Genomic DNA, 21,619 nt, shown 5'->3' on the forward strand with positions numbered 1-21,619 from the left:
GCACTGCGCGCGATGCAGACCGCGGGCCTCGTCGACGAGGTGCTCCCCCACACCATCCCCGACCAGAAGATCTACATGGTCAACGGGGACCGGGTGATCCTCTCCGAAGTGAACCCGACGACGCGCGAGTTCGGCTGGCCGCGGCGCAACGGCTTCGTGCAGCCACTGGTCGACCAGGTGCTGCTCGCCGGCCTGGACCGCTTCCCGAACGCCACCGCACGGTTCGGCGCCGAGGTCACCGGCCTGGCCGAGGAAGCGGACGGCGTGGTCGCCACCCTGGCGAACGGCGAGACGGTGCGCGCCACGTACGTCGTCGCCGCCGAGGGCGGAGCCTCGCCCACCCGCAAGCGCCTGGGCATCTCGTTCGAGGGTGAGACCCGGCCGTCCGACGGCATCGTGATCGACGTCGCCAACGCCCCGATCGGAACGCCGCATGCCGTCTTCGGCGGTGATCCGGCCCGCAGTTACGCCTCCATCGCGCTGCCCCACGGCATCCGACGCTGGGAGTTCACCCTCTTCGAGGGCGAGGGCGAGGCCGACGTCGAGAACGACGAGTTCGTCTTCGGACTGCTGGCACCGCACGTGCCGGACCCGTCCGCGCTCGACATCATCCGCCGTCGCGTCTACCGGCACCACGCCCGCATCGCCGGCCGGTTCCGCCAGGGGCGGATCTTCCTCGCCGGCGACGCTGCCCATGTCATGCCGGTCGTCGGCGGCCAGGGCTGGAACTCGGGGATCCGCGACGCCTTCAACCTCAGCTGGAAGCTGGCCGCCACCGTCAAGGGCCTGGCGGCCGACGGTCTGCTGGACACGTACGAGACCGAACGGCTGGGCCACGTCACGCAGATGGTGGCCGTCTCCCTCGGGATGGCGAAGGAGATGACCGACCACGATCCGCTGAAGGCCGCCGAGCGTGACCGGATCGCCGCCAACCGCACTCCCGAGGAGCGGGAGGCCCAGAGGCGGCAGGCGTTCAAGCCGCAGCCGAAGTTCGACCGGGGTGTGGTGGTGCACACGCCGCTGCCGACGTTCAAGACGCTGCCCGACTGCGACGTGCCCCGTCTGGCCGGGTCGATCTTCCCCCAGCCGACGGCCACCGACGCCGACGGCGTCGAGATGCTGCTCGACGACGCGACCGGGCAGGGCTGGAGGATCCTCACCTGGAACAACGACCCGACGGCGTTCCTGTCGGACCGTCGTCTCGCCACGCTCGACCGGCTCGGCGCCCGCCTCGTGCAGATGGTGCCGGCCGCGCAGTTGCCGTGGGCGCGCAAGCGGGCCACGGCCGGTGTCACCGTCATCGGCGACCTCGGCGGGGAGGCGGGCCTGCGCGCCTGGTTCGACGCGCGCCCGGTCGGCGCCGTCATCGTCCGCCCCGACCATGTGATCGCTGCCGAGTGCCTCTCCCAGGAACTCGACGACGTACTCGGCAAGGTCTTCGAGGCCGCCTGCATCGCGTGATCCCGGCATACCCCGAGAGAACCCCGAACACGATGGAGGGCTGATGACCGACCCGAGTAAGGTCGCCCAGATCGACGACGTGTACTGGCGCGACGCGTACACGCCCATCAAGCAGGACGACGCCTTCCTCGAACGTATCGTCGCGGAGGCCGACCTGCCGTCGCTGCTCACGGCGCTGGCGGCGCTGACCGGAGATCACACGCTGATCCCGACGGAGCTGCGCCCCCCGCTCACTCCCGTCGACACGACCCCGCCCGCGCACGGTGGCATGAGCGAGGACGCGCAGGCCCGTGCGCGTGAGCTCGCGCTGTCCGCGCTCAAGCGCGTCCGCGACGAGGGGCTCACCCGGCCCCGCCTCCTGGAGCCCCAGGAAGCACTCACCATCGTCGACTTCATCACGGGCGGGGCAGGTGCCGAGGACGCGGCACTGATGATGCACGAGCTCGACCTGGTCGCGCAGCGTCCGGGAGCACCGACGTGGCACGTCGACGAGGTCGCACCCGACCGCGACTTCGACGTCGCGGTGATCGGCACCGGGATGAGCGGTATCGCGGCGATGTACCGGCTCAGACAGGCGGGCGTACCGTTCGTCGCGTTCGAGAAGCACCCCGATGTCGGCGGCACCTGGCTGGCCAACACCTACCCCGGTGTACGTCTCGACACCCCGACCTTCGCCTACAGCTTCTCCTTCGCGCAGCGCGCCGACTGGCCCCACGCGTACGCCGAGGGGGAACGGCCGTACGTGCTCGTGCCCGGCGTCAAGAGACGCCTGCGGATCGAGTTCATGCTCTTCGACGACGAGGACCCCCGTGAGATGACGACGCCGGAGCGGATCCGCGCGCTGGTCGTGCCGCGCTTCCGGGACGAGCTGACGCCGGACGACGTGCGCCGTGCGGTCGTGTACGTCGCGCACCAGCGGGTCGCACGGACGTACCGTGCGGGGCGCACGTTCCTCGTCGGTGACGCCGCGCATCTGATGCCGCCGTTCGCCGGCCAGGGCCTGAACGCCGGAATTCGCGACGCGGCCAACCTCACCTGGAAGCTGATCGAGGCGATCAGCGGCGGCGCGACCGAGCGGCTGCTGGACTCGTACGAGGTCGAGCGCCGTGCCCACGGAGCAGCGATGGTGACGGTCTCGCGCCGCATCGGCGCAGTCGTCATGGCGACCCACCCGGTGGTCACGCGCGTACGCGACACCGTCGTCCGCACGGTCGGCCTGATACCCCGCATACGCGAGTTCCTCGCCAACATGCGCTTCATCGCACCACCCGACTACACCGGCGGAGTCGCCGTCGCTGCCCGCGGCGTCACCCTCGACACCGTGACCGTCGGCCGCGCCCTGAGCCAACCGGTCGTACGCGACGTCACCGGTGCCGAACGCGGACTCGACGCCCACCTCGGGCGCGGGTGGGCGCTGCTGCAGATCGGAGGCCCGCCCGACGCGGCGGTCGATGCCTACTGGGCCAGGATCGGTGCGAACAGACTGTACGTCCGCGCACCGGGCGCCGAGCCGATCGACGGCATGGTCACCGAGACCAGCCCGGTGCTCAACTCGGACGCCAGCACCCTTCCGGTCTTCGTCGCGGTGCGCCCCGACCGCTACGTCGCGGCGGTGTTCGACGCCCCTGGCGAGCAACGCGTCGTCGAGCGCCTCCGCCTCTTCATCGATGACCGATCCCGAACGTATGACCCGTACTCCGGACTTCCGCACTCCCGCCCGCCACTGAACAGGAGCATCCGATGAGCAAGTTCGTCAGTTACTACCGCGCCGACCACAGCATCGCCTGGGGGCGTCTCGACGCCGAGACCGTCTACGACGCGACCCCAACCGCGCCTTCGCTCGCCGAGGCCATAGCGGCGGACGCTCTCGATTCCTTGGCGCACTACACCGACCGCCCGGTGGCGCTCAGTGACGTGCGGCTGGCTCCGGTCATACCGGAGCCCGGCAAGATCATTTGCATCGGAATCAACTATCGCACTCACCAGGAGGAGATCGGTAAGGCGGCCCCTCAGGCACCGGTCGTCTTCGCCCGCTACGCCGACAGCCAGATGGGGCACGGCGAGGACGCCCTCAAGCCGGCGGGCTCCGCGCAGTTCGACTACGAAGGCGAGGTGGCTCTGGTCATCTCCAAGCCCACGCACCGGATCTCCAAGACCGAGGCCTACGACCACGTCGCCGGCTATGCCGTGTACAACGACTTCTCCGTACGCGATTGGCAGCGTGCCGCCAGTCAGTGGCTGCCCGGTAAGACCTGGCCGGGGACCGGGGGTTTCGGTCCTTCCCTGGTGACGGCCGACGAGGTCGGCGATGTCGCCGAACTCGAGCTGACGACCCTGGTCAACGGTGAGGTGCGCCAGCGCGGCAAGGTGGGCGACCTCATCACCGACATTCCGTCGATCATCGAGTACGTCGCCTCGTTCACGCCCCTCTCCCCCGGCGACGTCATCGTCACCGGCACGCCGGGTGGTGTCGGACTCTTCATGGAGCCGCCGGGCTTCATTGTCGACGGTGACGTCGTCGAAGTCGAAGTCACCGGACTCGGGACGCTTCGCAACACTGTCCGCGAGGTCTCCTGACCGGCGTGGTGCGGCAGCCCGGGCACGGCTACCGGCAGGCCAGGGGCCCCTCTCCCCTGGTCCATCAAGCATCGAACACCCCACTCCGTGAAAGCGCGAGACTCGGTTCGTCTCCACGGCAGATGTGGCGGCCCACCCCAAGTCTGCCTGGAATTCCGCGCACTCCACGTCGTGTCCGGGGGGGACATGTCGAGCGGATCCGGCCATGCTTGAGAACCGTGGGAAACTGCAGGTCAGGATCCCTTTGTGGCGGGCTCCGAAATGACCACGCACGCAACATGCGACGTCATCGAAAAGACGTAACAGCGTGCGATGTGACGAAAAGCGCAGGTCAGGACCATTCTTCCGGTGACGATCACGGGGCCGACGATGTCGTTGTCCTGGCCGCGGAAGCCTAGGTCCGCGAGGGGCCGAGGCCGGCGGCACGACATCCGTGAGCCACCGCTCACGGCGCGGTGCCGACAGGACGGCTGCTTTCCCCAAGACCCCGGACCAACAGCCGTGGTGCGCAGCGATCAAGCCCCGCCGCTCGCATCGATGTCTCGACCCGCGTCTCCGTCAGCGGTCATGGCATCGACCACATGCCGCAATTGGGAGCGCACGGTGATGCCCAGCTTGGGAAAAGCCCGATAGAGGTGCGAGCTGACGGTGCGCGGGGACAGATACAGCTTCTCGGCCACCTCACGGTTGGTCAGTCCCAGCGCCGCCAGCCGCACGATCTGCTGCTGCTGCGGGGTGAGGCCGGCGAAGGCGTCCGGTTCCACGATGCCGCTCTGGGCACCAGCGGCCCTGAGTTCGGACTGGGCCCGCGCCACCCAGGGCTGCGCGGCCAGCCGCCGGAAGACGGCCTCGGCGGCGACCAGCGGCGGACGGGCGTCGGAGATACGGCGGCGGCGGCGCAGCCACTCTCCGTACGCCAGCAGTGCCTGGGCACGCTCGAAAGGCCGACGGGCGAGCGCGGGAGCCTCCAGAGCCGCCGTGAAGTGGTGCTCGGCCTCCTCGGCGGGGGCGAGTGCCGCCCGACTCAGACGGACCAGCGCGGCCCTGCGCGGCGCCAACGCGCCCGCGTCCGCCAGGGACCGCTCGACTCCGTCCACGATCCGGGTGGCCTCCTCGCGACGGCCGACCCGGGCCGCGGCAGCCGCCAGCTCGGGCAACGCCGGGTAGGAGAGGTGGTAGTGCGTGGAGTTGCCCCGGTCGTCGAAGAGCACACGGTAGTGCTGGTGGGCGGCCTCGTGATCGCCTTCCACGGTGGCGGCGGTGCCCAGCGCGCGGTGGGCGAGAGCGAGGACAGAACGGCTCTCCTGCGGGTCGACGAGCGAGAGGGCGTGCTGCGCCCGGGCGCGGGCCCCGGCCACGTCACCGCGCAGCGCGCACAGCAGCGCCTCCGTCGCGGCGGCACAGGCCACGGCATGGTCGAGACCGACCGACGACGCGACGGCCGCGAGTTCGGCACAGGCCGCCTGCGCACGGGCCCACCGGCCCTGTTCCAGATAGGCGAGGGCGGCTATCCCGCCGAGGCCGTCCGGCAGCGGGCCCTGCGAGGTCCACGAGGCGAAGGCCGCGTCGTACGTACGCGCGGCCAATTCCGTCTCGTCCAGCAGCCAGGCCGCGACGGCGAGCAGGAGCAGCGTCTGGGGTTCCTCTCGCGCGACCGCGATCAGGGCGGGCAGCCGCAGGGTGAAGCCCGCGTCGGCGGCGTCCGGATGCGCGACGACCGAGGTCCAGCCCGCCAGGAGCGTCTCCCGCTCTCCGAGACGGTGGCCGGGGGGCGCCGAGGCCAGGGGCAGCAGGCGTTCGATCTCGTGCAACTGGGCCGCGTCACCGGAGTAGAAGCGCACCACAGCGGCGGCGGCCAGGGCCTCCAAGGCCGCCGCGGTATCGGTGTGGGCCAGGGCGGCGGCGGGGCGCATCAGTTGTCCGAAGGCGGCGTTGTGCGAGCTGGTCAGCGTCATGAGCCGGCCGACTTGGAGGGCGGCGAGGGCCGCGGCCGTCGGGTCGTCGGTGCCGGCGCGGGTGCGTGCGGCCAGCCGCTCGACGGAGTCGAGCCGGCCGGTCAGGACCGCCGCACTGGTCGCGGCGGCAAGCAGCCGGGTGCTCTCGCCCCGGTCGGGGTGCAGGTCCGCGGCCCGTTCCAGCATGTGGGCGGCAGCCGCGTAGCCACTGCGGTGACGTGCTCGGTTCGCGCTGCCTTCGAGTCGGGCCGAGACCGCCGCGCTCAGCCCGGAGGTAGCGGCGGCAAGGTGCCAGGCGTGCCGGTCGGGATCCTGGTCGCCGAACAGCTCGGCCAGCCCCAGATGCGCCGCACGCCGCTCCTCGGCGGGGGCCGTGTGGTAGATCGCGAGGCGGGAGAGCGGGTGGTCGCAGCGCAATCGTCCCCCGCTTCGCCGGACGAGTCCGGCCTCCTCGGCGGGCGCCCACACCGGATCGCCGATGTCGGGAAGCCAGGACAGCACGGTGTGCGGCGGGTCCTCGTTGTCGACGGTGGCCAGGCGCACCAGCGCGCGGCGCGTCTCGGCGGGCAGTGCGGCCAGACGGTCGGCGTAGATCCGCCCCAGCCGTTCGGTGACCGGAAGCGGGCCGTGGACCGTGCGGGACGTGCAGTCGTGGTCGTCGGCGGCCCGGGCCAGTTCCACCAAGGCGAGGGGGTTGCCCCCTGCCTGGTCGAGGATGGACGCCCGGGTGGGTCCGGCGGGCACCCGCGGTTGGAAGTCCAGCAGCCGTTCCGCCGCGCTGCGGTCGAGGGGCTCCAGGGTGAGGGTCGGTTCCTGATGGGCGAGCCCGAGCAGCGTGGAGTCCCTGGTGGCGACAAGCAGCGTCACCGGTTCGTCGGCCAGACGCCGGGCGACGAAGGAGAGAGCGTCCAGCGAGGCGCGGTCGGCCCACTGGGCGTCGTCCACGACCACCAGCAGCGGGCGCTCGGCGGCTAGGTCCGACAGCATGGTGAGGACCGCTGTCCTGATGAGCATCGGGCCCGGCGCCTCGCTTCGCTCCGCCATTCCGAAAGCGACGTGCAGCGCCCCGCGCTGCCCGGGGGGCAGAGCGTCGATCCGCCAGCGGACCGGACGTAGCAGCTGGTGCAGTCCCGAGAACGCCAGGTCGGTCTCGGACTGGCTGCTGTCGGCCCTGAGTACCCGGCCGCCGTCCGCGGTGAAGCGCGCCACGACCGCCTCCACCAGGGTGGTCTTGCCCGCTCCGGCCCCTCCCACCACGGTCAGCAGAGCATCCACCCGCCTCGTCACGGGCTCCGCCGCGCCCGGCGCGGTCGCCGCTGCGACCAGCCTGTCCAGCTCGGCTCCCCTGACCACGGCGGTGCCGCTGCGGCGGCAGGCGGTTGTCACTGTGTACTCGTCCACCGGTTCTCCAGACGTGGCGGTCTCTCCATGGCTCAACGTCTCCGATCACCGCATCCCGCGCATCGAAGCTACCAGGGCGTTCTCGGCACATCCCGGACAGCATCCCGGGTGCGGTCACACGACGGACGACGCCTGCGGTCGGCGACCCGGACCTGCGGCCCGCCGTGGACAGGAAACCCATGCGGCCTCCTGCTCCCCACCACCTCGCTCACCACGCGCCCGGCGGTGGCAGCGACCACGCGGACTCCCCGGTCCCCCGGACCGGCCGCCGCACGCCGACGTCATCCACCGTGCGTATCGGGGTGTCCGTGGCGTCGGTCACGGTGGGCTGCCGCACGAAGGCGGAGCCCGGCTCGCTCCGGACGCGTTCCCGGGCCGTGTCGCAGGCCCCGTAAGTACCGGCAGTCCGGCCCGCGCTGCGTGAACAGCGCTTTGACGGCCCTGCGGTCACCCCACGGCTGGTGCGCCAGGTGGTCGCCAGGCACCGGAACCGGGCCACTGCGCCCCGGTTCCGGCCCCGCATCCGCACGGTGCGCCGACTGCCCGTCCTCACTGCGGACGGCCCCGGGCCCGCCCCACGGGGAAGTGCAGTCACGTGACCGATACCCCCGAGGCACCGTCTGCTCGCAGGCTGGAAGACATCCGAACCTTCGAAGGAGAACAATGTCCCCCCTTGCTTCCCCGTCCTCCGAGACCGGGACTCCGACGGTGAGCACCATCGAACTCGGTGATGTGCGGATCCACCGCGTCATGGAGTACTCCGACACCACTCCGATGACGACGGATGTCTTCTTCCCCGGCAGCAAGCCCGAGGAGTGGCAGCGGCACACCGAGATGCTGGCCCCCCACCACTGGGAGCCGGACACCGATCTCACTCGTGCCGCCACCCAGTCCTGGGTGCTGCGCAGCGAGGGCAGGATCATCCTGATCGACACCGGCGCGGGTAACGACAAGTACCGCCCGCTGCAACCGATCTGGTCCTATCTGAACACCGGCTACCTGGCGAATCTCGCCGCTGTCGACGTGCGGCCCGAAGACGTCGACATCGTGGTCAACACCCACCTGCACGACGACCACGTCGGCTGGAACACCCGGCTCGAAGGCCGCGACTGGGTCCCCACCTTCCCCAACGCGACCTACCTCATGCCGCAGCGTGACTTCGAGTACTGGAGGCCCGAGAACCTCCACAACACGGTGTTCGGGCGGGGCAATCAGAACGTCTACGAGGACAGCATCGACCCGGTCGTCGAGGCCGGTCTGGTGGAGACCTGGGACGAGTCGTACACCATCGACTCCCACCTCCGCCTCGAACTGGCCCCCGGCCACACCCCCGGCACCTCGATCATCCACCTGGAGTCCGGGGGCGACCGCGCGATCTTCGCCGGCGACCTCCTGCACGGCGCGATCCAGGTGCACGAGCCGCACATCAACAGCTGCTTCGAAGAGGACGAGGACGGCGCTCGCGCCAGCCGTGCACGCATGTTCGCGCACGCCGCGGACAACAACGCCCTCGTGCTCCCGGCGCACCTGCCCGGACACGGTGCCTTCGAAATGCGCCGCCGGGGTTCCGGCTTCGAGCTGACCAACTGGGGGCCGTTCTCCCGCACCTGATCCGACCGCCCGTCCTTGAGGGAGGAGCCCCATGTCCACCACGTTGCCCAGGAACCCGGAGAACACGACCGCGGTCCTCGCAGTGACCGGCTACCGCGTCACCCGACGAGCCTGGGTCGCGGCCGCTCCAGGGCGGGCGTACGACCTGCTGAGCACCGTGTCGAACATCGATCGATGGAGCCCCGACGCGATCCGCTCCCAGTACGAGGAAGGCGCCGGAACATGGGCGGGAGCCTGGTTCCGAGGGCGTAACCAGCGCGGGGGCGCAGAGTGGGACGGCCGTTCGCAGGTGCAGGAGGCCGTGCGCGGGGTCGAGTTCACGTACCCCGGGGGACGTCACCGTCGGGAGCATGGAGGGCAGGCTCGTGGCACTGGCCCGCTGGATCTTCGACAACCCGGCGGTCTGAAACGGCACCGCCGCGCACCCGGCAGCCGGTCCGGGGCAGTCGGCCGACGGGGACCGTACCCACGGGCTGGCCCGCCGGCCGACTCGGCGGGCCCTCGCAGAAGAAACTCCTCGCCTCCCCGGTCAGCCGTACCGGACTCACCAACTCACTGACTCACGACTCACAGGCCGACAAGGAAAGTCCGTTGACCGACCGCAACCTCGTCGTTCGGACCGCGCAGGGCGCGGTCCGCGGCAGCCAGGGCGACCACCACGCCGTGTTCCTCGGTGTTCCCTACGCCGCGCCTCCCGTCGGCGCGGGCCGTTTCGCGGCCCCGCGACCGCACGATCCGTGGGAGGGGGTACTGAACGCCACGGAATGGGGACCGACCGCGCCGCAGGCGCCGCGCCGCCTCGGCGCACTGGAGATGACGGCCTACTTCGGGCCCGGATGGGTGCGGGGGCCGGACTACCTCACCCTCAACGTCTGGACACCCCGGACCACGCCGCCCGGTGCACCGGTCATGGTGTTCGTGCACGGCGGCGGCTTCGTCGCCGGATCCAACCGGTCACCCCTCTACGACGGCAGCCGCTTCGCCCGTGACGGCGTCGTGCTCGTCACCGTGAACTACCGGCTCGGCATCCCCGGGTTTCTCGACCTGCCCGGAGCCCCCCGCAACCGGGGTCTGCTCGACGTGCTCCAAGCCCTACGCTGGGTGCGGGAGAACATCGCCGCCTTCGGCGGGGCCCCCGGGAACGTCACGCTGTTCGGTCAGTCGGCGGGTGCCACCATCACCTGTGCCGTCCTGGCTGATCCCGCAGCAGAGAGACTCATCACGCGTGCGATCGTCCAAAGCGGCAACGGACGGGGGGCGTTCACGCCCGAGCAGGCAGCGCGGGTGACGGCCGGCGTGGCCGTGAAGCTGGGGGTCGAACCGCACATCGAGGCGTTCGCGCGGATCACCGACGAACGTCTCGTCGAGATCATGCCGGGCCTCTCGGGGATCGACATGCGCACGGCGACCGCCACCGATCCGCTCATCGGGCTCAGCCCGTTCAGCGTGGTCCTCGACCGTCAGCCCGCCGACGCCGTCGCCGACGGTCAGGGCGCGAGCGTGGACCTGCTGATCGGCACGAACGCCGAGGAGGGCAATCTCTACCTGGCCCCGTTCGGCACGCTCGGCACGTCTACGACGGCCGACGTGGAGGCCACCGCCGCCCTGTTCCGCCCCGACCCCGCGCGGTATGTCTGTTCCTTCCGCCGCAGCCGTCCGGGAGCCACGGCCGGCGAACTGCGCTCCGCCCTCATCGCCGAGGCCTTGTTCGTCGCCGGCAGCCGCGACCTCGTCGACGCGCATGCCGCACACGCGGGCTCCCGCACCTTCCGCTACGAGTTCGCCTGGCGTTCTCCCGCTCTGGGCGGTGAACTGGGCGCGGCGCACACCGTCGAGGTGCCCTTCGTCTTCGATGTGACCGACCAGCCCGGTCTGCTCGGTGCCGACGCCCTGCTCGGTGCCGGGGCGCCGCCGGCCGAACTCGCCGCCCGTACACACGCGGCATGGATCGCCTTCGCCAGGACCGGAGCACCGGGCTGGGCTCCGTACGAGCGCGGGAACGGACACCTCATGCGCATCGCAGAGGAGTGGGAGACCGTCCCGGGGCGGCGACCCGAACCGAGTCCGTCCGCGGGCTGACGGTCATGGCCGGCCCGCGGACACAGGGAGGGCGGGGACAGCGCCCCGGGGTGCACGGGTAACACCTCCCCGTATCAACCGAGAGCAGGACGTGAGTGAGCGGGCGGAGCACGTACGGCGGGTCCTCGACGTGCGGCAGCCCGAACTGCCAAGGGTGAGGAGGCGGGCGTGGCCTGGATGCCCATGCTCGCCCTGACCGGCGAGACCCGCAGGTGGGAGCCTCGCCGTCCGACAACGCCCGCCGTGTCTTCGCCGTCAGGCCCTCGCTCAGCGCCAACTGCCCTCGGTTCCGAGCAGACCGTGACTGCGGCGTTCGCCACCGGGAACGGCGGCAGTACCTCCGCACGTTCTCCGCCTTCTGTTGCTGGCGCTCAGCCGTTGGCATGAGCAGGCTCGCGCCGTCCTCGCCGAGGTGCGTGAGCCCGGAGTTCCACCATGCGTGCAGGTTTCCCGGCCCGTGCCGCTCTCGCCGCCCGGGGCCGTGTCCTCGTTCGACGGCATCCGGGCCTGTCCGACGGGCCCTCCTTGGTCAGGGCTCCAGTGCTTTGCGGAACGAGCCGCCGCGGCGCAGGGCGCTTTCGATGGTTTCCAGGGAACGGCCCCGGGTCTCCGGAACCTTCGCCACGACGAAGACGATGCAGGCGACGTTCATCAGTGCGTAGATCAGGAAGGTTCCGGACTGACCGATGGCCTTTATCGCTGTCAGTGCGCTGAGTGCGATGACGAGATCGAAGCCCCACAGGGTGACTGTGGCCAGGCTGGTAGCCGGGCCTCGTACCGCGAGCGGCAGAATCTCCGGACCGATGAGCCAGACCACGGCTTGCATGCCTATGCCATTGCAGAGGATGTAGCCGAACAGCGCGATGATCACTGTCCACCTCTGCGCGGATGAGTCGACCGGACCGAGGAAGGCGAGCGCCAGGACGGCCATGGCGATGGCCGACCCGGGCAGGAACCAGAGCATCGTGCGCCGACGACCCGCGCGGTCCACCGCCACTGCTCCGACGATGCCGGCGATCACGAGCATCACGCCGATTCCGATACCTGTCACGAGGGCGGCGGAGTCCCCGAAGCCGGCGTCCACGAGGATGGTGGGAGCGTAATAGACGATCGCGTTGATCCCCGTGAGTTGCGAGAAGGCGGCGATACCGACGGCGACCAGCAAGGCCGGCCGCACCCAGCGCCGGCCCAGGTCCCGCCAGCGTCCGGCTGCGGCACCGTCGGCGGCCGCTTCGATGTCCGTGATCTCCTGTTGGACGTCGAATCCAGTCGGCCTGAGCCGGGTCAGGACCGCCAGCGCCTGGTCGGTCCTGCCGCGCCCGACGAGCCACCGGGGGCTCTCGGGCAGGAACACCATGCCGACGCCCAGAGCTGCGGCCGGTACGACGGCCAGGGCGAACATCGTGCGCCAGCCGCCGCTGTCCGCAAGGGCCCAGCCACACAGATAGGCGATGAGTTGTCCGATGGCGACCATCAGTTGGAACAGCACCATGAGCCGTCCGCGAATCCGGGCCGGGGCGAGTTCGGCGATATACACCGGCACCATGCTCGATGCACCGCCCACCGCCAGCCCCAGGACGAAGCGGGCGCCGATGAGGCTGTTCACGCCGGGCGCCGCGGCGGCGGCCCCCGCCCCCAGGGCGAAGACCACCGCGACCGCGATGACGACCTTGCGCCGCCCGTGCCGCGCGGCCAGCCGCCCCGACACGAGTGCCCCGGCCATGGCTCCGAGCAGGATGACGCTGACGACCATCTCCTGCTCACGAGAGGTCAGGCCCAGATCCTCCCGCAGGTGCAGCAGTGCGCCGGAGATGATTCCGGTGTCGTAGCCGAACAGCAGTCCGCCCAGGGCGGAGACGGCCGAGACCGCGTAGACCGCAGCGGGAATGCGCGAGCTGTGCATGTCCCTGTCCGCAGGCGCACGGTCGCCTCCCCGCCGTACTGTCAGCTCAGGCATCGCCCATGACCAGCCCCTCGATGGTGTGCTTCTGGGTGATAGGTGCCAGCTCGTCGACGACCGGACAGTCCAGATGGCGCCGGACACGCTCGGGCAGCGCCGCCCAGAAGGCGCGGGTCACGGCAGTGTCATGCCGTTCGCCGTTGGCAGCCTCAGGACCGTCCACCCCCAGAACCAGCACGGGCCGGGACTTCGCGGAGTCGTTCCTCGTGCCGCGGTGAATGGTGAGGGCGCTACGCGCCGAGATGTCGCCGCGCTGCGGGTACTTGCGCACGGCGCGCTCCTCGTAGCGCGGATAGTGGGACCGGGGCGGGAACATGCCGTGTCCGAACTCCGGGTTGTCGTCCCACTGGGTGCCCGGCGCGATCTCGAAGGGGCCCATGTCCTCCTCCGTGTCGACGGCGGTGACGTTGAAGGCCAGGGAGGTGAGCCTCCGCTCCGCTCGGGTCTCCTCGGGGAGGGGGAAGTCCCGGTGCCAGGGCTGGTTGACGGCGCCTTCGAGCGGCACGTCGAAGCCGAGCTCGACGATGCGGTAGTCGGCGCCGAGCACGGCCTCGCAGACCGAACGCACCCAGGGATGGTCGACGAGTTCGACGAAGCCGCGCAGCTGCTCGGGGTGAATCTCCACGTAGTAGCGGTGCGGACCGCGTCCGACGGTGCCGCCCGGCCGCGTCAGCGCTTCCTGGAAGGCGGCCTCGATGTCCTCGTGCAGGCGGTCGGCCCACTCCGCGGTGAACGCGCCCTTGCGAGCCGTGATGCCGAGCGAGTAAAGGGCCTCGACCTCGGTGCTCACGTTCACGTCGAGATCGGCCGGGGAGATTCCGGGGTGCGCGTGCGGACTCATGCGTGCCTCCTTGCAGCAGACTGTCCGAGACATGCTGCAACGATGATTTCAACGTTGCAATAGCTGCGGCCGAGAATCTTGATCCCTGTCGGCGGCGGCATGTCAGGATGGCGTGGTGAGCAGCAGCCTGAAAGATGTAGCCGCCCGCGCCGGGGTTTCGGCGCGCACCGTGTCGAACGTGGTCAGCGGTTCCGCGCGGGTCGCGGCGGACACCCGCCGGCGGGTCCAGGAAGCGATCGACGAACTGGGATACCGGCCCAACCTCGCCGCGCGCAGCCTGCGGGCCGGTCGCACCGGCATCATCGGGCTGGCCATCCCGGAGCTGCACTCCCCCTATTTCGCGGAGCTCGCGGGCCTGATCGTGGAGGAGGCACGGAATCGCGCGTGGACCGTGATCATCGATCAGACACTGGGTGACGCCGAGGCGGAACGCCGGTTGCTGACCGGCAGCGGTGGACGCGTGATGGACGGGTTGATCATCAGTCCGTGGGCGCTGACCGCTCAGGAACTTGCGTCGACCGCGAGATCCCTGCCGATCGTACTGCTCGGTGAGCGCAGCCCTCAGGGCTTCGCCGACCGCGTGGCCGTCGACAACGTGAGCGCCGCGGATGAGGCAACCACTCACCTGCTGATGCAGGGGCGCCGCCGTATCGCGGCCATCGGCCTGCAGCCGCACCTGCACAACGGAACATCCGACCTGCGCGCCGAGGGCTATCGCAGGGCGCTGCGACGAGCCGGCGTCACACCCCGGCCCGAGTGGGAACGCACCGTGAACACTCTGCACCGCAAGGACGGCGCCCTGGCTATGGCAGACCTGCTCGACAGCGGCGGCGAGATCCCGGACGCGGTGTTCACCTTCAGTGACGAACTCGCCCTGGGCGTCATGCACATGGCGCACCAGAAGGGTGTGCGCGTTCCGGAGGAACTCGCGGTTGTCGGCTTCGACGACATCGAGGACGGCCGGTACGGCCGCCCGACGCTGACCACGGTCTCCCCCGACAAACGGCAGATCGCTCGGCTCGCCCTGCAGTGCCTGGCGGATCGGATCTACAGTCCGGACAACGAGGTCTCTCCCTCGGACCTCACGGCCCCGCACCGCTTGGTGATACGCGCCAGCACTGCCCAGCGGCCCGGGCCCTCCGGACGACAACTTGAGGCTGTCCCCGCGACGTAGAGCGCCATCGACACTCAGCCCACCTTCAGATGATGCGACATCACCGTGGCGAAACCTCACAGATCGCTCTCACGTGTACGAAACCAGCTGCGCCCGAGCGGGAAGCCCGGGTCACCCTCGCCGACAGGGAGCGGCACGCGACCCATCACCTCTGCAGGGGACGGCCGTGCGCCATGAGTCCGGCGCACCAAGAGCGATCCCGGCCTCCCGTCGGGAGCTCCCTGCCCCACACACACGCCTGCGCGAGCAACCTGCGACCGTTCAGGTCCCGAGGCGAGAGAGCCGGGCACGAATCGTCTTGCCCGCACCGGGGCCGGGGGCGACGGTCAGGCCGGTGGTAAGACGGCGGACCATGTGCCAGCCGAAACCGCCGCTGCCACCGTTCAGGTCGGGTGCACGCTCGCGCGGGGGCACCAGGCTGGGGTCACTGATCGCGGCGGTCAACGCGTCCCTCGTGGCGGACAGTTCAAGGGCGTACCGGCCGCCGCCATGACGTAGCGCGTTCGTGGCGAGTTCGGAGACCACCAGGACGAGAGTGTCGACCGTGTCGGAGCCCGGGGCCGGGACAAGGCCGCAGGCGAATCCGCGGGCGGCCTCGCGAGCCCGGTGGATACTTTCGGTACTGCCGCCCCGCACCATCCGTGCCGTAGAGGACGTAGAAGGCGTGGAGGGCGTAGCACCGATGGTGATCTTCGAGCCATTCACGTCTATTCACCCCACTCCTTGTCGATTGTTCCGCTTTACGGTGACAGGGAGCTTGCCCTCCCTTTCCGGCCCCACACGTCTCGGCGCAGTTCTCCGACATCGCTTGGCAACGGAACACCGTCATTCGGCGTGCAGAAAATCTGTTACAGGGGATGACATTTCGGATTCCCGGCAAAGACCGGCCCCTCAAGGCGGTCGCACATGGTGCTCTCCCTCGGCACGAGACCGATCTGCGGATCCCACGGTCCGGGTCCCGGACCACCGGCAGCGAGACGACCTCATCCGTCCGAACACGCCGCAGCGCTTCAAGGCCGAGCCCGGGGACCGGCTGTTGTTCATCAGCGACGGCGTCTGCGACGCCCTCTCACCGGGGGCGAAAAGTACGGCCAGCGGGCATTGGCCAGGGCAATCACCAGTACACGGCTGCTGCCCGCTTCCCAAGTACCCAGGACGATGCTGCAGGAACTTCTGGGGCCCCGCGGCGCCGGGCCGGCGGCCCGACGACACCCTGGTTGTATGCCTGGACTGGCACGGCCGCCCGGGCACCGTCTGACACAGCCCGAACCAGGTTTCGAGAATCGAGCAGCATCCGATGGCGATCGATGTAGGAGAAGTTCCGGGTCCGCCCGCGCCTTCAGGGCCAGGACGGGCCCCGGGCGCCGGAACGCTCTCCGCTCTCCCGAGGTGGCCATCGAGCGGGACACAGAAATCCGGCTGTGTCCCGCTCGATCCCGCTTGATCGGGGGTGGTGCAGCGCTCGCGGCATCACCTTTCCCTGTTCGACCCGGTGGCGCCGAAGACGCGGGGTCAGCCCGCGCCGCCATCCAGCAGCCTGCTGTAGCGCAGCCGCAGCGCCCGCTCCGTGCTGGCGGCCACGGTGACGAGTCCGAGCACGGCGTTGCCCCAGCCCGGCAGATCGGCGGGCGAGGTGAAGCTCCCGACGTACTGGGCGAGGCCCTCCGGGTCCCGGGTGACCTGTTCGACGAGCTGAAGGATAAGGAGGACCAGGCCGATGACGAGCACCATCACCGAGAGGGAACCGATCGAGCGGCTCAGCGCGGGGTGAGCGCGGTCGAGACGCGCGCGCCGTCCCTCGGCGGAGGCGGTGTCCGGGACGAGCTGGAACTCGGCGCCCTCGGCGGTGACGTAGTGGCAGCGCTTGAGCCCGAAATTGCTCGTCCTCACTTCGACGGTGCCGCCCGGGACAGGGAAGACAGCGGGGACTCTGGACTCGGCGTGATGCCTGCCATCGAGGTACAGATGGGCCTTGACGTGGCCGTTCGACGACTGCTTCTGATGCCTTACGTCGACGGTGTAGACCGCCTGCCGACCGCCGTCACCCATCAGCCGAAGATGGAACAGTGCGCGGGTAAGCATCTGCCACCAGCGGAACCCCTTCAACGGTCGCCCGTCGCCGGGCTTGACCCGCTGCACGGCACGACGATGTCGCCACTCCTTGAACATGTCTCCGCTCCCGCTACTCACTCGGCTCCGCCGCGCAGGCGAGGTCCCGCGGCGGGCGCTGCCCGGTGGTCAGGAACGTCGTCACCGCGTCGTTCGCGCACGTGTTGGGGCCGAACGGATAGACGCCGTGCCCGCCTTGGTCGGCCGTCACCATCGTGGCCCGCTTCCCGAACGCCCGCCGCAGCTCCTGGGCGCCGGCCAGCGGGGTCCCCGGGTCGCGCTCGTTCTGCACCATGAGCACGTTCGACGGGCCCCGATCCCCGATGCGCACCGGCGGCTCGACCCACTTGTCCGGCCAGAACGCGCACGGTCCGATGCCTGCCGCGGACCCGCCGAGCATCGGGTACCTCGCCCGATCGACCACTACATTGCGCTGATACTCCCGGACCGTCCCCGGCCAGCGCGTGTCCCCGCAGATCACATACCACCTGGCCGCCATGGAGTTCTCCATTCCGTCCATCGCCGGTGGGGTGTCGGGTGGCAGCGGGATGTCCTTGTCGAGCGCCTGCCACATCGCGGCCACCAGGGGCATGGACGCGTCGCTGTAGAGGCGGTCGAAGGTGAGCCCTCGGAACAGGGTCGCGTCCATGCCCTGAACCGGCTTCGCCTCCAGCCGCTTCGCGAGTTCGAAGAACTTCGCGGTCACCTGCTCGGGTGTGGTGCCCAGGCCGTACTCGGGGTGCGCCGCGGCGAACGCCGCGAAGTCCGGGAACCGTTCCTCCATCCCCCGGGCGAGCAACCGCGTGGCCTTGACGTCGTACCCGCCGGGGCCCAGGTTGCTGTCCAGCACGATCCGGTCGCTGCGCTTCGGGAACATCGTCGTGTACACCGCCCCGAGGTAACTGCCGTAGGACCCACCGAGGTACGAGAGTTTCGGCTCGCCCAGAGCCGCCCGGATCCGGTCCATGTCACGCGCGGTGTTCGCGGTGGTGGTGTGCGGCAGCATCCACGCCGTCCGGGAGGTGGCGCACTGCCCGGCGACGGTCCGTGCGTTCCCCGCCTCCCGCGTGACATCGGCCGCGGTGTGCGCGTACGGCGGCAGGTTGCCGCGGTTGCGCTGTGCCTGCGTCAGGTCGCAGGTCACCGGCGTGCTCCGGCCGGTGCCCCGCGGGTCGAAGCCGATCACGTCGTAGGAGTCCAGCACGTCCTGCGGCAGCCCTGAGGCGGCGAGTGCGACTGGGTAGCCGAGACCTGAGATGCCGGGACCGCCCGGGTTGGTCAGCAGCACACCGCGGCGCTGCGACGGCTTCTCGCTCGCCAGCCGGGAGATCGCGACGTCGATCTGCCGGCCGTCGGGATTGCGGTAGTCCAACGGAACTTCGAGTGTCGAGCACTCGAGACGGGATGACGCGGCCTCACCGGGTGGAGCGGCGCTCTTCTCCGAGCACGGGCCCCACCGCACGGTGTCCGGCGTCGTCGCCGCGGTGCCGGGCGTCGCCACCGACACGTCCGGAAGCACGGTCAGCGCCACGGCGGCCGCCGTCACGGTGGTGGTGGCGAGGGTGAGAAGCAAGGTTCTCCTGCGCATCTGATGTCCTCCTGAGGGGCGCACGGGGGCGCCGAAACGGGCATGCTCGGGACAACCCCGCCGCCGGCCGTTCACGCGGACCAGCACGTCGATCCGGGCGGGGTCGCAAAGACCGTGGCGGCCAGGCTGAGCGCATGGACGGCGAATGCTCTCCCCAGGGCGCACGGGCTCACGTGCCGTAGAGGCGACTCTGTCGTCCGGATGGGCGTCAGATCGCTTCTCGGTCGCGGATTCCAGCAGAACCCCCGGTCCGCTCGGTGGCCGGTTCCTTGGTGGCCGGTTCCTTGGTGGTCGGTTCCTTGCGGGTGTGTGCCCAGCCACCGGCCACTGTTGCGACGAGCGCGATGAGCCCGAGGAGGATCATCCGGCCGGTGAGGCCGCCGGGGGCCCGGTCGAGGACGCCCCACAGCGGCTCGGAGGAACCCTGGTTGAGCAGAGCGCGGATCATCCCTTGGGCGGCCAGGGCTGTGACCACCATGCCGACCGCCTCAAGGGCCGTACAGCCACCCTTGCGCATAGCGTTTCTCCGTCCGGTGTTCGGTTGTCTCGGCACATGGACGAGTCTGTCCGTACGGTGCGGCAGACACATCAGCCCTGCGGTTCGCCCCGCCTTCGACCGGAGGCGGGGCGGTGATTCGACTCTGGTCGGGGGCGCATCATCCCGGGGTCGGACTCACCGGGCGCACGGCTTCGCGACAATGGCTGGGTGAACACCGACGTAGCACCACGGCTCGGGTGGTGGCAGCAGACATGGCGGCTGGGTGCGGCTGCGGCAGTGGGGATACCGCTCTGGCTGTCCATCGGTGTGTTACTGCGGGGTCGGACGGACGAAACGGGCGCGTGGTTCGTCATCGGTGATCCGCTGGTGGCTTTCGGCTGCCTGACGGCGCTTCTGTGGCGGCGGCGGTTCCCGCTCGCCGTCGCCATGACGGTCGTGATCGCCTCGACCGCGTCGGCACTCGCTTCCGGCGCCGCGTTTCTCGCGCTGGTTTCGATCTCCACGCGTCGTCGTCCGGTGGAGATCGGGGTCGTCGCTCTGGCCTTGGTGACCGCGTCACAGTTCGCCGGCGGGTTCTACCCGGTCCAGAGCTCGCCCGGCCTGTTGTGGTACCAGCTCGCGCTCCCGGCACTGATCGCGGGCATCGCGGTGGCCATGGGCATGGCCATCGGGGGGCGGCGCGTCGAAGTGCGGTCCTTGCGAGACCGGGCGGAGAGCGCGGAACGTGAGCAGACCGCACGAGCGGCGCAGGCACGTGCCCTGGAGCGGAACCGGATCGCCCGCGAGATGCACGACGTACTCGCACACCGGATCTCCCTGGTCGCCATGCAGGCCGGAGTGCTGGACCACCGCAGCGATCTCACCGCGGAGGAAAGCCGCGTGCTGGTCCGCGGTATCGCCGACGGCTCCCACCAGGCACTGGAAGAACTACGGGATGTCCTCGGTGTGCTCCGGGCCGACCCGGGCCGCCCGGAACCTCCCCAGCCCGCCCTCGACCGCGTACCCGAACTGATAGCCGAAGCCCGCACATCCGGACTGGACGTCACGCTCACCGGCACCGTGGCGGGAACACCGTCCGATGCCGTCGGACGCACCTGCTACCGGATCGTCCAGGAAGGACTGACCAACGCCGCAAAACACGCCCCAGGTGCGCACGTACACATCACCCTCGAAGGAACAGCCGGCGCCAACATCAGCGTCAGCGTCCACAACTCCCCCACCACCACGGCCACCTCACGACCACCGACATCGGGATTCGGTCTGCTGGGCCTCACGGAACGCATCAGCCTCGCCGGCGGAGAACTCAGCCACCACCGCACACCCGACAACGGATACGTCCTCACCGCGCAGCTACCCTGGCCGAACCCCACCCACGAAAAGAGAGTATGAGTGGATACCGAGCGGGAGCGGGTGCGCGTCGTCATCGTCGACGACGACCGGCTGGTGCGGATGGCGCTTCGGCTCGTCATCGACGCCGAACCGGACCTGACCGTCGTCGCGGAAGCGGCCGACGGGGACGACGCGATCACCGTGGTGGACGAGCAGCGGCCGGACGTCGTTCTGATGGACGTGCGGATGCCCGGCCGCGACGGTCTCAGCGCGACCCGGGAACTCCTCACCCGACCGGCGCCGCCGCGGGTGCTCATGCTGACCACGTTCGACTCCGACGATCTGGTACTCGGCGCGCTGCACGCCGGAGCACTCGGGTTCGTCCTCAAGGACACCCCACCGGCGCGGATTCTCGACGCGGTGCGGACCGTCGCGGACGGCAACTCCGTGCTGTCCCCAGCGGCCGCGGCACGGGTGATCGCCGCAGCCACCAGCCCGCAGTCCTCCTACGCTCGCGACTCGTCCCGCGAAGCCGCGCGGAAACAGCTGTCCGCACTGACCGAACGAGAACTCGAAACCGCTCGGGCCGTCGCGGACGGACTGGGCAACCCGGAGATCGCCGAGCGGCTGTACATCAGCGTCGCGACCGTCAAGGCGCACGTAGGCAACCTGTTCGCCAAGCTGGGGGTCGACAACCGGGTGCAGATCGCACTCCTGGTACGTGACGCAGAGGAATGACCAGCCTCGCGCAGAGGGAGGTCGACGCGGCTCCGAGAGGGCGGGGCCGGGGCGACGCTGCCGGCCAGGCAGGGCTCCAAGATCCTGCGTGGCATAAGGAGATCCGCACGACCGGGCGGGGCCAGACGGTCTCGACCGCGTCGGGGAGGCCCTTGGACCGTGTCCTGTGCAGAACCCGCTCGCTGAGTCGTTCATGGGGCGGGGTACGTGGAGCTGGACTGTTCCGGACGGACTGTGGGAGATCGCGGAGCCGCTGCTCCCGCCGTCGAAGGTGCGGCCGCAGGGCGGCGGGACGCA

15 protein-coding genes and 2 pseudogenes are annotated in these 21,619 nt (G+C 70.2%); 10 read left to right on the plus strand and 7 right to left on the minus strand.

The window, feature by feature from the left end:
- The 3 genes from JKV81_RS01130 to JKV81_RS01140 form a co-directional block, all read left to right on the plus strand.
- On the plus strand, window positions 1-1,461 hold a 1,461-nt coding region (locus JKV81_RS01130), incomplete at its 5' end, for an FAD-dependent monooxygenase (protein ID WP_202074745.1).
- A 43-nt stretch (window positions 1,462-1,504) separates the two neighbouring features.
- Window positions 1,505-3,205: an FAD-dependent monooxygenase gene (locus JKV81_RS01135; RefSeq protein ID WP_202074746.1), complete on the plus strand. Its 1,701-nt coding sequence runs from the start codon at window positions 1,505-1,507 to the stop codon at window positions 3,203-3,205.
- Window positions 3,202-4,038 (plus strand): fumarylacetoacetate hydrolase family protein, encoded by an 837-nt coding sequence (locus tag JKV81_RS01140; RefSeq protein ID WP_202074747.1) that lies wholly within the window; start codon window positions 3,202-3,204, stop codon window positions 4,036-4,038. Before JKV81_RS01135 ends, JKV81_RS01140 begins: the two co-directional genes overlap by 4 nt.
- A 515-nt stretch (window positions 4,039-4,553) precedes the next feature.
- Here JKV81_RS01140 and JKV81_RS01145 read toward each other — a convergent pair.
- Complete coding sequence (locus tag JKV81_RS01145; RefSeq protein ID WP_129265969.1) at window positions 4,554-7,394, minus strand: helix-turn-helix transcriptional regulator; 2,841 nt, start codon at window positions 7,392-7,394, stop codon at window positions 4,554-4,556.
- A gap of 663 nt (window positions 7,395-8,057) precedes the next feature.
- Between JKV81_RS01145 and JKV81_RS01150 the strand changes: the two genes are divergently transcribed.
- Window positions 8,058-9,005, plus strand: a complete 948-nt coding sequence (locus JKV81_RS01150) for an MBL fold metallo-hydrolase (RefSeq protein ID WP_202074748.1) — start codon at window positions 8,058-8,060, stop codon at window positions 9,003-9,005.
- Window positions 9,006-9,596: 591 nt separating this feature from the next.
- Entirely contained in the window at window positions 9,597-11,084 is a 1,488-nt protein-coding gene (locus JKV81_RS01160; RefSeq protein ID WP_202074749.1) for a carboxylesterase/lipase family protein, read from the plus strand.
- Window positions 11,085-11,613: 529 nt separating this feature from the next.
- Here JKV81_RS01160 and JKV81_RS01165 read toward each other — a convergent pair.
- Window positions 11,614-12,987 carry a sugar porter family MFS transporter gene (locus JKV81_RS01165; protein WP_164493649.1) on the minus strand — a complete coding sequence of 458 codons (1,374 nt, stop codon included), beginning with the start codon at window positions 12,985-12,987 and terminating at the stop codon, window positions 11,614-11,616.
- A 46-nt stretch (window positions 12,988-13,033) separates the two neighbouring features.
- Window positions 13,034-13,885: a phytanoyl-CoA dioxygenase family protein gene (locus JKV81_RS01170; protein WP_124275152.1), complete on the minus strand. Its 852-nt coding sequence runs from the start codon at window positions 13,883-13,885 to the stop codon at window positions 13,034-13,036.
- A 115-nt stretch (window positions 13,886-14,000) separates the two neighbouring features.
- On the opposite strand from JKV81_RS01170, the gene JKV81_RS01175 reads away from it, so the two are divergent.
- Window positions 14,001-15,059 carry a LacI family DNA-binding transcriptional regulator gene (locus JKV81_RS01175; RefSeq protein ID WP_129265965.1) on the plus strand — a complete coding sequence of 353 codons (1,059 nt, stop codon included), beginning with the start codon at window positions 14,001-14,003 and terminating at the stop codon, window positions 15,057-15,059.
- 261 nt (window positions 15,060-15,320) lie between these two features.
- Here JKV81_RS01175 and JKV81_RS01180 read toward each other — a convergent pair whose 3' ends face one another.
- Window positions 15,321-15,698 (minus strand): ATP-binding protein, encoded by a 378-nt coding sequence (locus tag JKV81_RS01180; protein ID WP_202074752.1) that lies wholly within the window; start codon window positions 15,696-15,698, stop codon window positions 15,321-15,323.
- Between the two features lie 361 nt (window positions 15,699-16,059).
- Here JKV81_RS01180 and JKV81_RS36045 point away from each other — a divergent pair.
- Window positions 16,060-16,317 (plus strand): annotated as a pseudogene (locus tag JKV81_RS36045) (SpoIIE family protein phosphatase); the annotation flags it as partial.
- A 254-nt stretch (window positions 16,318-16,571) separates the two neighbouring features.
- Here the strand turns inward: JKV81_RS36045 and JKV81_RS01185 are convergent.
- From JKV81_RS01185 to JKV81_RS01195, 3 genes are all read right to left on the minus strand, one after another.
- Entirely contained in the window at window positions 16,572-17,228 is a 657-nt protein-coding gene (locus JKV81_RS01185) for a hypothetical protein (RefSeq protein ID WP_129265964.1), read from the minus strand.
- Window positions 17,229-17,241: 13 nt separating this feature from the next.
- Window positions 17,242-18,756, minus strand: a complete 1,515-nt coding sequence (locus JKV81_RS01190; RefSeq protein ID WP_129265963.1) for an alpha/beta hydrolase — start codon at window positions 18,754-18,756, stop codon at window positions 17,242-17,244.
- A 208-nt stretch (window positions 18,757-18,964) separates the two neighbouring features.
- Window positions 18,965-19,234 (minus strand): hypothetical protein, encoded by a 270-nt coding sequence (locus JKV81_RS01195; RefSeq protein ID WP_202074750.1) that lies wholly within the window; start codon window positions 19,232-19,234, stop codon window positions 18,965-18,967.
- A 228-nt stretch (window positions 19,235-19,462) separates the two neighbouring features.
- Between JKV81_RS01195 and JKV81_RS01200 the strand changes: the two genes are divergently transcribed.
- The 3 genes and pseudogenes from JKV81_RS01200 to JKV81_RS01210 all read left to right on the plus strand — a co-directional run.
- Window positions 19,463-20,644: a sensor histidine kinase gene (locus JKV81_RS01200; protein WP_129265961.1), complete on the plus strand. Its 1,182-nt coding sequence runs from the start codon at window positions 19,463-19,465 to the stop codon at window positions 20,642-20,644.
- Window positions 20,645-21,322, plus strand: coding sequence for a response regulator transcription factor (locus JKV81_RS01205; RefSeq protein ID WP_202074751.1), 678 nt, complete (start codon window positions 20,645-20,647; stop codon window positions 21,320-21,322).
- Between the two features lie 193 nt (window positions 21,323-21,515).
- A pseudogene (locus JKV81_RS01210) lies at window positions 21,516-21,619 on the plus strand (IS5/IS1182 family transposase); the annotation flags it as partial.

The sequence above is a fragment of the Streptomyces silvae genome (genome assembly GCF_016745505.1).
Classification (GTDB): domain Bacteria; phylum Actinomycetota; class Actinomycetes; order Streptomycetales; family Streptomycetaceae; genus Streptomyces; species Streptomyces silvae.